At 51.6% G+C, this 15,124-nt stretch carries 12 protein-coding genes; 5 read left to right on the top strand and 7 right to left on the bottom strand.

Annotated elements, in window-relative coordinates; translation table 11 throughout:
• Positions 1 to 79: 79 nt before the first annotated feature.
• The 3 genes from LQ777_RS03875 to LQ777_RS03865 all read left to right on the top strand — a co-directional run bounded on the left by LQ777_RS03875 (position 80) and on the right by LQ777_RS03865 (position 3,622).
• Entirely contained in the window at positions 80 to 1,603 is a 1,524-nt protein-coding gene (locus LQ777_RS03875; protein WP_232561208.1) for a SusD/RagB family nutrient-binding outer membrane lipoprotein, read from the top strand.
• Between the two features lie 62 nt (positions 1,604 to 1,665).
• A complete protein-coding gene (locus LQ777_RS03870; RefSeq protein ID WP_232561207.1) occupies positions 1,666 to 2,430 on the top strand; it encodes a DUF4397 domain-containing protein in 765 nt (254 codons plus the stop codon).
• A 205-nt stretch (positions 2,431 to 2,635) separates the two neighbouring features.
• Positions 2,636 to 3,622 carry an NAD-dependent epimerase/dehydratase family protein gene (locus tag LQ777_RS03865; RefSeq protein WP_232561206.1) on the top strand — a complete coding sequence of 329 codons (987 nt, stop codon included), beginning with the start codon at positions 2,636 to 2,638 and terminating at the stop codon, positions 3,620 to 3,622.
• A gap of 76 nt (positions 3,623 to 3,698) precedes the next feature.
• On the opposite strand, the gene LQ777_RS03860 is transcribed toward LQ777_RS03865, so the two are convergent.
• The gene (locus LQ777_RS03860; RefSeq protein ID WP_232562792.1) at positions 3,699 to 4,409 is read right to left on the bottom strand and encodes a GNAT family N-acetyltransferase; all 711 of its coding nucleotides are present in this window, start codon (positions 4,407 to 4,409) and stop codon (positions 3,699 to 3,701) included.
• Positions 4,410 to 4,775: 366 nt separating this feature from the next.
• Here LQ777_RS03860 and LQ777_RS03855 point away from each other — a divergent pair, with 366 nt between their 5' ends.
• Positions 4,776 to 6,107 (top strand): MFS transporter, encoded by a 1,332-nt coding sequence (locus LQ777_RS03855; RefSeq protein ID WP_232561205.1) that lies wholly within the window; start codon positions 4,776 to 4,778, stop codon positions 6,105 to 6,107.
• Positions 6,108 to 6,177: 70 nt separating this feature from the next.
• Here the strand turns inward: LQ777_RS03855 and LQ777_RS03850 are convergent, their stop codons facing one another.
• The 5 genes from LQ777_RS03850 to LQ777_RS03830 all read right to left on the bottom strand — a co-directional run bounded on the left by LQ777_RS03850 (position 6,178) and on the right by LQ777_RS03830 (position 11,759).
• Complete coding sequence (locus tag LQ777_RS03850) at positions 6,178 to 7,293, bottom strand: ABC transporter ATP-binding protein (protein ID WP_232561204.1); 1,116 nt, start codon at positions 7,291 to 7,293, stop codon at positions 6,178 to 6,180.
• A 15-nt stretch (positions 7,294 to 7,308) separates the two neighbouring features.
• Positions 7,309 to 8,661: a hypothetical protein gene (locus LQ777_RS03845; RefSeq protein ID WP_232561203.1), complete on the bottom strand. Its 1,353-nt coding sequence runs from the start codon at positions 8,659 to 8,661 to the stop codon at positions 7,309 to 7,311.
• A 3-nt stretch (positions 8,662 to 8,664) separates the two neighbouring features.
• Positions 8,665 to 9,474 carry a carbohydrate ABC transporter permease gene (locus LQ777_RS03840; protein WP_232561202.1) on the bottom strand — a complete coding sequence of 270 codons (810 nt, stop codon included), beginning with the start codon at positions 9,472 to 9,474 and terminating at the stop codon, positions 8,665 to 8,667.
• A 63-nt stretch (positions 9,475 to 9,537) separates the two neighbouring features.
• Positions 9,538 to 10,389, bottom strand: coding sequence for a carbohydrate ABC transporter permease (locus LQ777_RS03835; protein ID WP_232561201.1), 852 nt, complete (start codon positions 10,387 to 10,389; stop codon positions 9,538 to 9,540).
• Positions 10,390 to 10,442: 53 nt separating this feature from the next.
• Entirely contained in the window at positions 10,443 to 11,759 is a 1,317-nt protein-coding gene (locus LQ777_RS03830) for an extracellular solute-binding protein (protein WP_232561200.1), read from the bottom strand.
• A gap of 201 nt (positions 11,760 to 11,960) precedes the next feature.
• Here LQ777_RS03830 and LQ777_RS03825 point away from each other — a divergent pair, with 201 nt between their 5' ends.
• Entirely contained in the window at positions 11,961 to 13,868 is a 1,908-nt protein-coding gene (locus LQ777_RS03825) for a DNA polymerase III subunit gamma/tau (protein WP_232561199.1), read from the top strand.
• Positions 13,869 to 13,951: 83 nt separating this feature from the next.
• Here the strand turns inward: LQ777_RS03825 and LQ777_RS03820 are convergent, their stop codons facing one another.
• Positions 13,952 to 15,055 carry a hypothetical protein gene (locus LQ777_RS03820; RefSeq protein WP_232561198.1) on the bottom strand — a complete coding sequence of 368 codons (1,104 nt, stop codon included), beginning with the start codon at positions 15,053 to 15,055 and terminating at the stop codon, positions 13,952 to 13,954.
• Between the last annotated feature and the right edge of the window lie 69 nt (positions 15,056 to 15,124).

Below are 15,124 nucleotides of genomic sequence, written 5' to 3'. Positions count from 1 at the left end.
TTAGAAACAACGCATGAGGTCGCCCATACACGTTAGAAGCGGTCTCCTGCTGATCTATCATACCTATCTTCTAGTATCAATGAAACGAATCACAATACTCACACTCTTACTGGGTTTGTTTACGCTCAGTAGCTGTGAAAAATACCTCGACATAAACCGTGATCCTTCCAATCCACAGGTTGCTGAGGGTTACGTTCTGCTGCCGCCTATGTTTGCCAATATGGCCTTCGGCGAACAGTTCGATTCGCGCTTTATCGGCAAATACATTCAGAACTGGGGCGAAGCTACGGCCAATGATACCTGGGACCGGATGGGTTACGCACCGGGTTCCGACAATGCCGGTAACATCTGGCGGACGCATTACTGGAACCTGGGCGAGAATATTCGTCTGGTGTTGGACGATGCCAAGGCTAAACAGAAATGGGACTACAGCGGAGCGGCCAAAGCGATCTTTGCCTGGAGCTGGCAGACAACGACCGATTACCACGGCGAAATGATCTTGAAACAAGCCTTCGAGCCTAACCGCTACGTATTCGATTACGACACGCAGGAGGAAGTTTACGCGTACGTTCGTCAGTTAGCCAACGACGCACTGACGGATCTTAACCGCACCGATGGGGCCGTCTCACAGGCATCGCTGGCGCGGGGTGATCTGGCCTACGGTGGCGACCGCAGCAAATGGATTAAGTTTGTGTATGGTGTACTGGCCCGCAATGCCAACCACCTCAGCAACAAAAGCACCTACAACCCGGATGCGGTTATTGACTTCTGCAACAAGTCGCTGGCCAGCAATGCCGACAACTTCAACGTACCGTTTACCGCAGGGGGCAACTCATCGCTGGCTAATTTCTTTGGTCCTTCCCGCAGCAACCTGGGTACCTATCGGCAAACTGATTTTCTGGTGAGCCTGCTGGACGGTCGTGTTTTCAACGGTGTAGTCGATCCTCGTCAGTCGATTCTAACATCGGCCTCTCCCGATGGTGTATACAGGGGTGTAACCGTAACACAGGGTGACCCAAACAACGTAAATAACAATACGAAGCGCATTCCAACGGTCTGGGGCGAAGTGGCTAACCTGGTTGTATCGGGCACAACACCCGGTAAGTACATCTACCGAGACGGCGCTTCATTCCCAATCCTGACTTACGCCGAGATTCAGTTTATTAAAGCGGAAGCCGCTTTTATCAAGGGCGACAAAGCAACAGCACTAAGCGCCTACCAGGCGGGCATCGGGGCAGCCCTCGACTACGCGGCTGTATCCGGAGCCGACAAGGCAAAGTATCTGGCGAGTGCCGCCGTAGCGCAATCGGCCAGCGCGCTGAAGATCAATGATATTATGCTGCAAAAGTACCTGGCGCTGGTCGGTCACGGGATCATCGAAAGTTGGGTAGATCTGCGTCGGTATCACTACTCATCAAGTGTTTATACCGGTTTTACACCCCCATCAACCGAGCAGCTTTATCCCGACAACAACGGTAAACTGGTGTATCGGGTGCGGCCCCGCTACAATTCCGAGTATGTCTGGAACCGGGCTTCACTGGATAAATACGGCGGTAATGCAATTGATTATCACACTGTCGAACAGTGGTTTTCTCTGAAATAAAGACGATGCTGGCGGTTCTCAGGAACCGCCAGCACACAAGCACCCAAAGACCCCGTCCATCAATGAGATCTATTCTAACAACACTTTTGCTCGTTAGCGCTGGCCTGCTCCTGCTCGCCTGTGGCGATGAAGCGAACTTCCTGAATTCAGTAGCTCCCGCAACGGGCGCCCGGGTGAAATTCTATCACCTAGCCCCCGATGCTGCGGGTATCGATATCTACGTAAACGATCAAAAGTTTTCGGGTGTCAATACGGTGCCCCCGGCCACGTCGCTTCCGTTGAGTTACACGAATTCTTTTCCAAACCAGGATTACGCAACCATAACACCGGGTACGGCTAAAGTACGCGCTGTCGCTCCCGCCAGTACAACGGCTAGTTCGGACGCTACGTTGGCGACGACAGATCTTACCGTTCAGGATAATACGTACACCTCTGTGTTTTTTTACGGAAATTCGCCAACGTACAACAGCTTAGTACTCACCGACAATCTTACCGCTGCTGACCCCACGAAAGCGTACGTCCGGCTCATTAACTTTGTATCAGGGGCCGATGCCAGCGCTACCTACGATTTAGCGATTAACGGTGTCGTGGTGGCATCGGGCATTGCTCCTTTGAAAGGTAGTGCAGCCTTCACAGCGATCCCATCGATTGCCTTCGCGACCACCGCTGTACCCGCTCAGCTCAGACTGACAGGCACCACAACCGTTGTAGGAACGGCCTACACCATCCAGCCGTATGCCGGTCGTTTTTATACATTCATTGCGCGAGGTGTAGTAGGCGGTACCGGAACCAGAGCCCCTAATCTAACCATTTCAACGAATCGCTAAAAACAGGTGATAGATAAAGAAAGGTCTTTATGCGCTACGCATGAAGACCTTTTTATTTAATCTCGGCTCTTAATGGGCTTTACTATTGTAATTAGTGTTATTATTACTCATCCGATACATGACAGAGTCGTCAAAGCAATCTCATCCATTCACTATCTCGTAAGTAGAGTTGAGCACTTTGCAACGTCATGCAAGGACAGAGCGTATGAAAACGGTATTACTAACAGGTGCAAACGGCTTTTTAGGCGGACATTTATGTCGTGAATTGCTCCACCGTAATTATGCCGTTCGCGCTTTTGTTCGCCGGGATAGCGACAATCGGGCACTCGACGGTTTGCCAGTAGACATCTGGACGGGTGATATTCGGGAAGCCGCCAATGTCCGGGCCGCTACCTATGGCTGCGATTACGTGATCCATGCCGGTGCTTTAGCGCAAGTCAATCCGGCCCGTTCGCGGAAAGTAGTCGACGTTAATATCGGAGGGACAGCGGCTGTTCTGGCCGCTGCTATACAGGCCAATGTGGAACGGTTGGTGTTTGTAGGCACGGCCAACGTTTTTGGCTTCGGTTCCAGAAGTAAGCCTGGTGACGAGAACTCTCCGTACGCGGGTGCGCGCTACGGTCTGGATTACATGGATAGTAAACGAGCCGCCACGGACCTGGTCCTCGACGCTGTTCGTAACGATGAACTACCTGCGGTACTCGTCCATCCGACATTTATGCTTGGTCCGCTGGATTACCGAGTTACATCCAACGCCTTACTGCTGGCCCTCTTTCGACGACAGATGGTGGGTATTCCCGCCGGTGGCAAAAATTACGTTCACGTCACGGACGTAGCCAAGGCAACCGTCAATGCGTTGACAAAAGGAACAGTGGGGCAGTCGTACATTCTCGGCCACGAGAATCTAAGCTATCGCGAGTTTTTCTCACTGGTTGCCGATGAAACAAACGTTAGCCCGCCCGCATTGTCCATTCCACCGATAGCGGCCTCGCTAATTGGTCAATTAAGCGAACTGCCTTATCGCTTGTTTGGCCGACCGGCTCGACTTAATGGGGCCATGGCTCGTGTGGCTAATGACAAGCACTACTTTACCGTTACGAAAGCAATTCAAGCACTGGATTTGCAACAAACCCCGATTCGGGACGCGGTCAGGCAGACGTTCGACTGGTTTCGCCAACATACCGATCTTTGACTTTTGATTTCCTGTAAAACAGCAAAGCCCCCAACTAGGTCGTTGAGGGCTTCTATCTTTAATCGTTATCGGTTCGTTATGCCGTTTCCAGCTCGCGTTCCGTTTTGCGGCCACGAGAACGCTCCGATGGACTTATGCGAAGTAAAATACGTTTCTTGATGCGCATCCAACGTTCGTATAGACTTGATTCTTTGAGAAAATTCCATTTCTCTTTTTTCTCTTCTTTCTTATGTTCTTCGGGATCGTAAAGCATTCCCGTGCACAGGCAATGCTTGCGGCCCGTACGGGTCAGAATATCAAAATTCGTGCAGCTTGAACATCCTTTCCAGAAAGCATCATCGCCTGGTAACTCGTTCAGTGTCACCGGATGATAGCCCAGATCGGAATTAATTTTCATCACGGCCAAGCTGGTAGTAATGCCAATGATTTTGGCCGCCGGAAACATCGTTCGGGACAGTTCAAACGCTTTCGCTTTGATGCGCGTAGCAATCCCGCTTTTGCGGTGCTCAGGATGAACAATCAGGCCGGAGTTGGCAACAAATTTACCGTGCTCCCACGTTTCAATGTAGCAAAATCCAACCCATTCACCTGACAGCGTCATGGCGATAATTGCTTTTCCTTCAAGCATTTTCTCCATAACGTAAATGGGTGAGCGCTTAGCGATACCCGTTCCACGGGCTTTCGCGCTTTCTTCCATTTCACGGCAAATGGTCTCTGCCAACCGCAGGTGATTTTCGTTGGCGACCTGAACAATATATTGATCGTTTACTACTTCGGGCGTAATCATCGTCATTAATACGGCGGTTAGTTAACCGCAAACGGAGACGGCGTAATCCGTGCTGTTTGTTAAGATGAATAAAACGAGAAAAAGACGGAAAGGTTTACCACATAGGCAAACAAAATGATGTAGTCCTTTCGGACCTAAACCGAAATGGCGTAGTATGGAAGAAGGTCGGTATGTATACGAGCTTAGCCATCGGTGTTGCGTTGGAAACGCGGAGCAATGTTAGAGAGTTTCTCTGTGTCTTGCAATAGAATAACGGTTTTTTTTTGATATAGTTTCAGCAACCATGAAAACATTATTATTAATCGGTCAGTCATATACATCTACCTCTTGAACCTTCCTTATACGTTGGCGAAATGCCACTCCTGTATGATCTCTATGCTACCCTCCTCTTCTTATCCGTTGACGCTAAGCAGGAGCCGCCCACTACGCTATTTTGTCTTTTTTTATCTGTACGTCATGCAGGGCATCCCAGCCGGTTTTTCGCTGACGGCCCTGGCCAATTACCTCACGGCGGAAGGCATAAAACCGGCAGCCATTGGCTCATTTGCCGCTGTTGTCGGTTTGCCCTGGGCATTTCAGTTTGTCTGGGGACCCCTTATTGACCGGTACCAGGGTTCAGCGATGGGTCGGCGGAAACCGTGGGTGGTTGGTGCACAGTTCATGGCCTTTCTGGCATCGTTGGGAATTCTTTCCATCCATAATCCACTGACGCAAATACAAGCCCTTGGGTGGGTCTTTTTCGGCCATAGTATTTTTGCGGCTATTCAGGACGCCAGCGTTGACGCGATGGCCATTACGGTTATCCCGGACGACGAACGAGGGCGTGTCAACGCCTTTATGCGGGGTGGCTTCCTGATCGGGACGGGCGTAGGAGCCGCTGTCTTTTCGCAGATACTGCGCAATTACGGCTTTTTCGATGCCGCTCTCACGCAGTCCCTCTGCCTCCTGACCCTGACGATACTAACCTGTTTCATCCGGGAGAAACCAGGGGATCGGCTGCTGCCCTTTGGGAACATTGCTGTTCCAGCGTCGTTCAAACCAGTTGATGAACAGCAAGTAACACCCGACCACGATTTTCGGTGGTTGTTTACTGAATTATTCAAAGGCTTGTTCTCGAAACGAAGTCTGCTATTGTTCGGAGCGACGGCTGCGGCTTACGTAAGCGTCAGTCTTTTTTCGCGCGCGTTCAACTACCACTTAATCCAGCGGCTGGGCTGGGCCGATACGTCTGTCTCACTCCTGACCGGTACGTATGGTATGCTAGTCGCTACGGCTGCAGCCCTGATCGGGGGTTATATTGCCGACCGCATTGGCCCACGCCGTTTGCTTATTATCGTCCTCGCGATGGTGACCGTCTATTTGATTGGCTTCAACCTAATTGACGCGCTGTGGAGTAAACCGACGCTGGCGCAAACCGGTCTGGTCGCGCTGTATTTTATGGACCCCAGCATTAGCGTGGCTGCCATGCCCGTGTTGATGGCCATCTGCCGACCCGGTGTTGAAGGCTCTCAGTTCACAACGTATATGGCCTTCGTCAATTTGTCGGACATTGCCGGATCGTACGTAGCTGGTCACGCGCTAACGTACGTTCAGGCTCCGACCATTGGTTTGCTGGCGGGTGGCTTAGCGGGTATAGCGTTGCTTTGCGCCTTCGCTACCTTGCGCTATTATTCAACGTCACGCGAACAACCATCCTGAAACTAATCGTAGTTCATACGTAGTAGCTCCGTTAGTACAGAGAGCGAAGAGAAAGCCCAGGCTAGATCATTCAGCGTATCGCCAGTTCGGTTTGTGCATCGAAAAAATGTGCGCTGTCAATAGCCAAGCTCAACTGTACCGTTTGACCAAAATTTACAGACGTGGTTCCTGGTAACTTAGCAACCAGTCGACGCGCTTCAACGGTAAAATAGATCAGAATCTCGCTTCCCATATGTTCGACAGCCTCAATTGTTACGCCCATGTTGGGTAGTTGAGAATCAGGAGACGAACCCTCCACTTGAAGATGAATCGCTTCGGCGCGGATGCCAAACACGATCTCGCGGCCTTCGTATCGTTTCAGCGCATTGGCCTGAGCAATCCCTTCGAGATCCAGTTGAACGCTACCCCCTGCGCTTTCGAAGAACAGTTTATCGTTGCTACTCACTATCCGACCAGGTAGAAGATTCATCGGTGGTGTCCCGATAAACCCCGCGACAAATAGGTTAGCGGGTTGATTATAAAGCGTCAGTGGGGTATCGTACTGCATCACATCACCATTCCGAAGCACCACAATGCGGTCGCCGAGGGTCATGGCTTCCACCTGATCGTGCGTCACGTAAATCATCGTCGCCTGAAGATCGCGGTGGAGCTTTTGCAATTCAATGCGAGTTTGGCCGCGTAGTTTGGCGTCCAGATTGCTAAGTGGCTCATCAAACAAAAACACTTTCGGATTACGCACAATGGCTCGGCCAATCGCAACCCGCTGCCGTTGCCCACCCGACATGTCTTTAGGCTTTCGGTCCAGCAAATTTTCGATTTCCAGAATTTTAGCCGCCTGCGTGACGCGCTGCCGAATCTGGTCCTTCGCCAGGTTGCGCAGCTTTAACCCAAACGCCATGTTATCAAAAACGGTCATGTGCGGATACAGGGCGTAGTTCTGAAACACCATCGCAATGTCGCGATCTTTCGGCGGGCGGTCGTTAATCCGTTGTCCGTCAAGCAGCAAATCACCGTCGGTTATTTCTTCCAGACCAGCGATCATCCGCAATAGTGTCGATTTACCACAACCCGATGGGCCAACGAGCACGACGAATTCCCGATCCTTTACGTCTATCGAAACGTCTTTGATCACCTTTGGCCCGCTGGCGTAGGCTTTGGCAATGTGACGCAGTATAACTTCGGCCATACCTGTAATTTCGTCCTATTTATAATTTTCCAACGCCTTGATCGCAGCCGGGTATTGTTCAAGTTTCTGAAAAGCCCAAAGTGCTTCAATGGTCGATTCGGCTCCCGAGTTGCGATTGAGTTTCCCCGCCGATATAATACCGTCATACCCCCTACCCGTCGCCGGATCGTACAGGGGCGTTTTGGCAGCATTCCGTCCTAGAAACCAGCTGGACAATCGACCAGCCAGATCGGCGTATTTCATTTCTTTAGTCTGCTCGTAGGCTTCCAGAGCAGCCCAGATCATCGGTCGTATGCCGTAGGCGATCTGCGGGAACTGCCCCCGCTTGAACAACCGACGTTCGTTACCAACCTGTTTCAATTCAAACGATTCGAGAAATCCTTGTTTCAGCAGGTAAGGGTAAAAGTTGTTAATCTCCTGGCGGGCTACGGCCTGCCACTCCGGTTTATTCAGGATTTTTCCGGCGCGTTGCAGGGCATACGACTGATCACTGGCGTAAGCGTGCCAGTTATTTTCGTAACTTAGAATAGCTCCGTACGGGAACTGCCCCGGACCACCCTGCCGCATCGCCACAATACCGTCGCCAAGCTGTTCAATCAAGTGAACTACAGCTGAATCGGGTTTCTGCTGGTAGCGGTTCAGCAAGCCAAGCAGCATGATAGCCGCCTGATCCGAACCAGATCCAAACGGTAACCATGTAGGAACCTGAACTCCTCGGACTGTTACAAACGTGCGTGGCTTACTGCCAAAATCGCGCAGCATAACCGCCTGTAACCGCTGGTTAGCCTGCTCAATACGGTCGGCCAGCGCCGGGCTGGTTCTATGGAAGTACGAGTAGACTTCCGTCAAAAACCAGAACGCCCGCCACGACCAGAAATTAGGACTGGCCACGCTGGTGCGAAATCGTTTATTGATCGGCTCTACGGATCGTTTGAATAGAAAATTATAAAAATATCCGGCAACGCTATCCGGTTCCGTCGCCTGCATCTGAAGGACCATTTCGGTCAGTTTCATCAATTTATTCTGCTTGTCGGTGTCCGTCGGCAGATCCGGTTCGTGGAGCAAAAACAGACCCGCCCGCGCCACGTCGTCCACGCAGGTAAACCCCTCATCGGAGTCGGCCACCAGCGTGTAAGTCGGGGCTTCACTGTAAATAAATACCGTTCCAACTTCGGTACCGTTAGCCAGGGTAAACGGCTGGTACAGGTGATTGAGGTGACTGACATTCACGTACCGCTTCGGAAACGGACGCCGGGCAACGGCTTGCCGCCTGACAGAGCGCTGCCCGACAGGATGCTGCCCAACAGAACGCTGCCCGATCAGGTCCGCCGAGACAAACGATAGCAGAACGAGTAAGAATAAGCGCATGAATTAATCTTTCAAACCCGAAGACGCCATGCTCCGGATAAAGTGTTTCTGAAAAAAGAGGTACAAAATCACGATCGGAATGGCCAGCATAACGGCAGCGGCAATCTTAACGCCTAACTGCCCTTCGGCCCGTCCGCCCACCGAAAACAGTGTCACCAACTGCGGCATGGTCATCGTTTCTTCATCACGAATAACGATCAGGGGCCACAACGCTTCGTTCCACAAGCCCATGAATGTCAAAATGGTAATGGTCAAGACCGTCGGTAGTACGTTCGGCACCAGGATTTGAAAAATGATTCGTAACTCCCCGGCTCCGTCGATGCGGGCAGCGTCGATAAGTGCCTGTGGTAAGCTTTGAAACGCCTGCCGAAACAAGAGAATCGACAAGGAATTAAGCGCAAACGGGACAATGAGCGCAAGATACGTATCGACCCAGCCGAACCGAACCATGGTGATGTAATTCGGGATCAGCGTGATCTGGAACGGCAACGTCATTGTAAAAATGATCAGGTAGAAGATCAGGCTTCGCCCAACAAATTCCATCCGGGCCAGCGCATAGCCGACCATCGCTCCCGACACTAAAACCAAACCCGTTGTCAGCAGGGCTACGAACGCGCTGTTCAGAAACGCCCGGTCGAGCGGAATCTTTGTGAATACGGTGGCGTAGTTGCTAAGCGTGAAGCCGATGGGTAGTAAGGTCATCTCGCTCAATCCCCGCTCCGACGACAACGATGCACTAACCATCCAGATAAACGGATAGATAAACGATAATGCCGCCAACATGAGAAGACCATACCGCAAAAAAGAAGACATGCCTTTCGTTTAAAGGTTACTGTTTATGATTTTCCGTTTAGGAAGCCGGTTGACCGAAACACGCTAGACTTCCTGCTCGACATACCGCCGTTGAAGGACGACCACCATTAGAATAATCAAGGCGAAACAAAAGCCCAGCGTGGCCGAATAACCCATGTGGTAATATTGAAACGCTTGCCGGTAAATGTACATCACCGCCGAAAGCGTCGTGTTCATCGGGCCACCCTGGGTCATGATATACGGTTCAACGAAAAGCGAAAAGCCGCCGATGGTCGAAAGAACCACCACCGTAAACATCGTCGGGTTGATCATCGGCAGCGTGATATACCGAAATTTCTGCCAGTTCGACGCCCCTTCCAGATCAGCCGCTTCGTAATACTGCGTGGGCACCGACTGCAAACCCACCAGAAACAGGATGATGTAAAGACCGACGTTTTTCCAGGTAGCCATTACCGCAATCGAATACATGGCGATTGCCAGATCGTCGAGCCAGGCCACACGTGGTAAGGCTAAGGCGGTCAGCATGCGGTTCAGGATTCCCGAATTGAAACTAAGCAGTTGCTGCCACAAAATCGTGACGACCACGCCCGACACAATGACGGGCAAAAAGAAAGCCGCCCTGAAAAACGACGCGCCTTTCACGGTTCGGTTCAACAGTTCGGCCAGCCCCAACGCGACGATAATCTGCAACGGAATATGAACGATCAGAAACCGAAGCGTATTCCAGACGGCTTGCCAGAACAACCGATCCTGAAATACGTGTGTGTAGTTCGCCAACCCGACGTATTTCATCGGCGCAATGATGTTCCAGCTGTGAAACGTCAGCACGACCGAGAACACCACCGGAAACAGGACAAACACCATAAAGTGCAGGATGTAAGGCGCAACGAGCAGGTAAGGCGTCCATTTTTTCATAGGCAGCAATTGGTGAATGAAAAATTTAGGCCAAGTCCCGGCCAATCGTTCACTTATTCACTCATTAATAAGACGTTGACCGCTTCAGCAGCATCGTGGATGGCCGCTTCGGGCGTTTTTTTGTTAAAGATGACACAGGCTTCGTACTCCTGCGAAATAATATCGAACACTTCGACAATCACCTCGCTGTTATCTACACCTTTAATATAGCGCGTTTGTCGGGCAAACGGCACCAGGCGGGGGTTCTGAGCGAGAAAAACCTTAAAAAAAGGATCGCTGTCGATAGCCTTCCGGCGCGGAAACTGAGCGGTCAACTCCATAAGTCGTAAATCGCCAGCCTTGTCAACCAGTGTTCTGACAAACTCCCAGGCAGCCTGTGGATCGCGGCACGTGTTGAAAATCACAATGTTTTTCGGATCGCCATACGTGTAAATCGGTCCCTGGTGAGTATCGGGGACAGGCATTGTGTACGTACCGTATTCAAAGCCGGGATCTTTAAATTTCTCCACAAATCCAATTGTCCAGGGACCGGTGAACTGGCTCGCAATGCGCTGCGCCATAAACGGATCGCGGGTGGCCGATAGTCGCTCACGGGCAAAGTAATTGTCGCGGTACAAGGTCTGCAAAAATCGAAACACCCCAACGGCGGACGGATTATCGAAGGCGGCCCGCATCCGTCCGTTGGCGTCTCGTTTGATCAGCGGAGCACCGTTCGAAGCGGCCAGATACAGCGGGTAAAAATTGAACAGTCGTTCGTACCAGATCGCTTTGACCTCTGTGTAGCCAAGCCATTGATCAACGTAGCCATCGCCGTTGTTGTCGCGCTGAATTTGTTTGCCCGCATCGAGATAGCCCGCGTAGGTGTACGGTGGCTTTTGCCCGTTGAGCGCATTAGCCAGACGCGTATTGAACAGCAACATAATCGGGTTGACTTTCCAGGGCACCTGATAAATATGCCCATCCGACGAGGTAATTTCCCCAATAACGGCACTATCGCACCGGGCCGTTATGAACTCCCGGAATCCTTTCAGCGTATCCAGCGGCACCAGCACACCGGCTTTAGCGTACATCTCGACACTACCCTGCCACATATTGGCGTATATGTCGGGCGTGGTTTTTCCGACAACCGACGCCAGAATAATTTCTTCGCTCGACTGTCCTTCGGGAATGGGTTGGTAGCGCAGTGGCTTATCGGGTCGCTGCTGTTGCCAGCGCTGGACAAACTCATTCGCAAAGGCAATTTCTCCGGCGTTGTTGGAGCACCAGAATGTCAGCGAACGGTCGGTGTCCATCCGTTGCGTACACCCCGCCAGCAGCAAAGCGCCTAGTCCAAGACGTACAACCTGTCGCAGCTTACGGATACTTCTCATCGTTACACCACCTACTACAGCCTAAAATGCAAATAAACCTATAAACAATTGTATTTGCATCGGCACGGCGCTTCGGACCGTTATCTTTTGAGAAAATTAAAAACGGCAACTAAGTGCTCACGGACCAATTCGCACACGATTTAAGCACCGAACTGCCCTAACCGCCGTTTGAAATCCGCCCCCGCCTTGTTAACTTTGAGTATGGAAAATTTCGTGGTCTCGGCCCGCAAGTACCGCCCTGCCACCTTCGACACCGTCGTCGGCCAGGAGCATATCACCACTACGCTTCAGAACGCCATCAAGACGAACCACTTAGCGTCGGCATTTCTGTTTTGCGGACCGCGTGGGGTTGGCAAGACCACCTGCGCCCGCATTCTGGCGAAAACAATCAACTGTCAACATTTAACTGCCGAGGGCGAAGCCTGCGACACTTGTGAGTCGTGCGTGAGCTTCAACCAAAGTGCTTCCTTTAATATTCATGAACTGGATGCGGCTTCGAACAACTCCGTCGAAGATATTCGGAACCTGATCGATCAGGTTCGGTATCCGCCCCAGTCGGGTAAGTACAAGATTTACATCATTGACGAGGTGCACATGCTTTCGTCGGCAGCTTTCAACGCCTTTCTGAAAACGCTGGAAGAACCGCCCTCCTACGCAATTTTTATTCTGGCGACGACCGAGAAGCACAAAATTCTGCCGACGATTTTATCCCGCTGTCAGATTTTCGACTTCAACCGGATTCAGCCGCAGCATATCGCGGACCATCTGGCAAGGATTGCGCAGAAAGAAAGCATCACCGCCGAAAGCGAAGCGCTCGACCTGATCGCCCAAAAAGCGGACGGCGGCCTTCGGGATGCGCTGTCGATGTTCGACCTGAACGTGACGTTCTCGGCGGATCGGGTGATTCGCTATAAGGAGGTGCTGGACAACCTGCACATCCTCGATTACGATTATTACTTCAAACTGACGGATCTGTTGCTGGCGGGCAATCTGCCCCAGAGCTTACTGACGGTAGACGAAATTCTGCGCAAGGGTTTTGATGGCCACCAGTTCGTCGTTGGTCTGTGTCGTCACTTCCGCGATCTGCTGGTTTGTAAAGACAACGCGACGGTTCAGCTGTTGCAGGTAACGGAAAGCGTACGGCGGCAGTACCTCGACCAGTCAGCGCGGGCTCCCATGTCGTTCCTGCTATCGGCGCTTAGTCTGGGTGGGCAATGCGACATGAACTACAAGCAAGCCAAAGATCAGCGGTTACACACCGAACTGTGGCTGATGAAGCTGGCTAATCTTCGGAATCTGCTCAACTGGGAAGCGTTGCCTGAGTTACCGCTCAATGGTGCGCAAACCGCCGACAATGGGATCGCTGAACAGGCATCTTCCGAAAAAAAAAACGCCGAACCGATACCCAGCCCTCCCCAGCCCTCGTCTGACAACGGCAGTCAGCTAACCGAATCGCAACCGATCACGAGCGAGCCGGTCCATGACTACCGACTACCAACGAACGGCACAAACGGAAAGGCTCCCGCCGAGCCCAACGGAAACGGTTATGCCAGCGCGAAAAGCGAGGTAGCCACTGCAGTAGCGGCCCCACCGGTTACTGCACCAGCGAAGCCACAGATAGCGCCACCAACACGACCGGCTACCAGTCGGCTTCGTTCTACGGTTGCGCTCACAAGCGGTCCGGCTCAGGCTTCGGCTGCTACGCCAGAAGAAACTGTCGTAACGGCTCCGGCCCGGCCCGACAAATCGTTTACGCTGGAAGAATTGCAGGATGCCTGGGCGACGTTTGCCCGACTCCGCCGACAGCAGAACGACATTACGTCGGAGCAGGTGGTTCTTAACCGGGAGCTGACGCTCAACGGTACGACGATTTGCCTAACGCTGGACAACACGCTGCAAGTCGGATTCCTGACGGAGTTGAGACCAGACCTACTAGGTTATCTACGCAGAGAGCTACAGAACAGCCAGATTCAGTTGGAACACACGGTGCAGGTGCAGGAAGTCAAGAAGATGATTTACAGTTCGCTGGATAAATTTAATTATATGGCCGAGAAAAACCCAGCTCTCCACGAACTAAGAAAAGCCCTAAACCTCGAAGTCGATTACTAACCCGGCTTTGCGTGATTTTAGTGATTAGCCTGATTTGTTTTGTCATAGAAAAGGATCAGGCTAATCAAGCCAAATGACCCCGCTTAATTATACGCCTTGGCCTCCCGAATCAGTGCTTTGTATTCGGCAACGGCCAAGGTTTTTTTGTAAAACTGTTTAGCGCGGTTACGGTCGTTAGCGCGGGCGGCAATGCGCGCAATACCGGCATAGGCAAAGGCGTGGTATTCTTTGGTATACGACTCGCTGGATGGTAATTTCAACGCAGCCTCGTAGTATTGGGCAGCCTGCTTATCGTTTTTGTCAGCGTACTCGGCTAAGATTCCGTCGAAAGTGTTGACCGCCAGGGGCACCAGCTTGTTCGATTGTTGCTTGAGCCGCTGCACATACGGACGGGCTTCACCATACCGTCCGGCTAATAGCAACGCTTCGGCATTGATCATACCGAACAGCGGGTTGTTTGGGTACTTATCCGTCAGGTATTTGGTGTACGTCGTGGCCCGGCTTGGATTCATTTCGTGCTTGATGTAAATGTGCGCCAAATAGTAATTGGCAACCGGGCGCATGAAGATTCCTTTTCTAGAGGCTATGTCAATTTGTTTCAGTCCCTGCTCCATATCGCCGTCCTGAAAGAAAAACATAAACGGTCGCACAATTGAATGATCCATCGGGTAGCGTTCGATGTAGTAGTTGTAGAGGCCGGACGTAAAATAAAAATCAGGGCTTTTGTTGACCAGCCCGAAGCCTTCTTTCAGAAAACTATACGCTTTTTTCGATTCCCCGACGGCCTTCACCGATTCGCCTTTGCTGTTATGCAGGGAAGCCAGATAGCTATGCGCAGTCAGGGCAAAAAAGATTCCTTCGGGGTCCTCTTCATTTCTATCGAGCATTTTCTTGGCCAGACCAAGTGCCTGATCAGCTGCCTGAACGAATTGAGCCGTAGCCGCTTTGTTTTCATGAAGCGGTAGGTATTGAATCTCCAGCTGAGTAGCCCGCAGGATAGGCCCAATCGGGTGCTGCGGATAGCGCGTCTGAATTTGCCGAACCAGACCGTCCGCTTCGCTAAACTCACAATTGTAGATCTTATCCATCGCCTGGAGGATCGTTTGCTGCACGCTAGGGTCAGTTAAAACCTGAGCGCGTACAAACAGGGGCAAGATGAGCAGAACAAGTAAAAAGGCCTTTTTCAAAATTCAGTATAGTTGGTGGTCCGAATAAGCGTTTGATTCTATACAAGCAGGAACGTACTTTTGTTAACA

The organism is Spirosoma oryzicola (assembly GCF_021233055.1).
Taxonomy (GTDB): Bacteria; Bacteroidota; Bacteroidia; order Cytophagales; family Spirosomataceae; genus Spirosoma; species Spirosoma oryzicola.
Note: the sequence above shows the minus strand (reverse complement) of the source record. Positions and strands in the feature narration are given on the sequence as shown.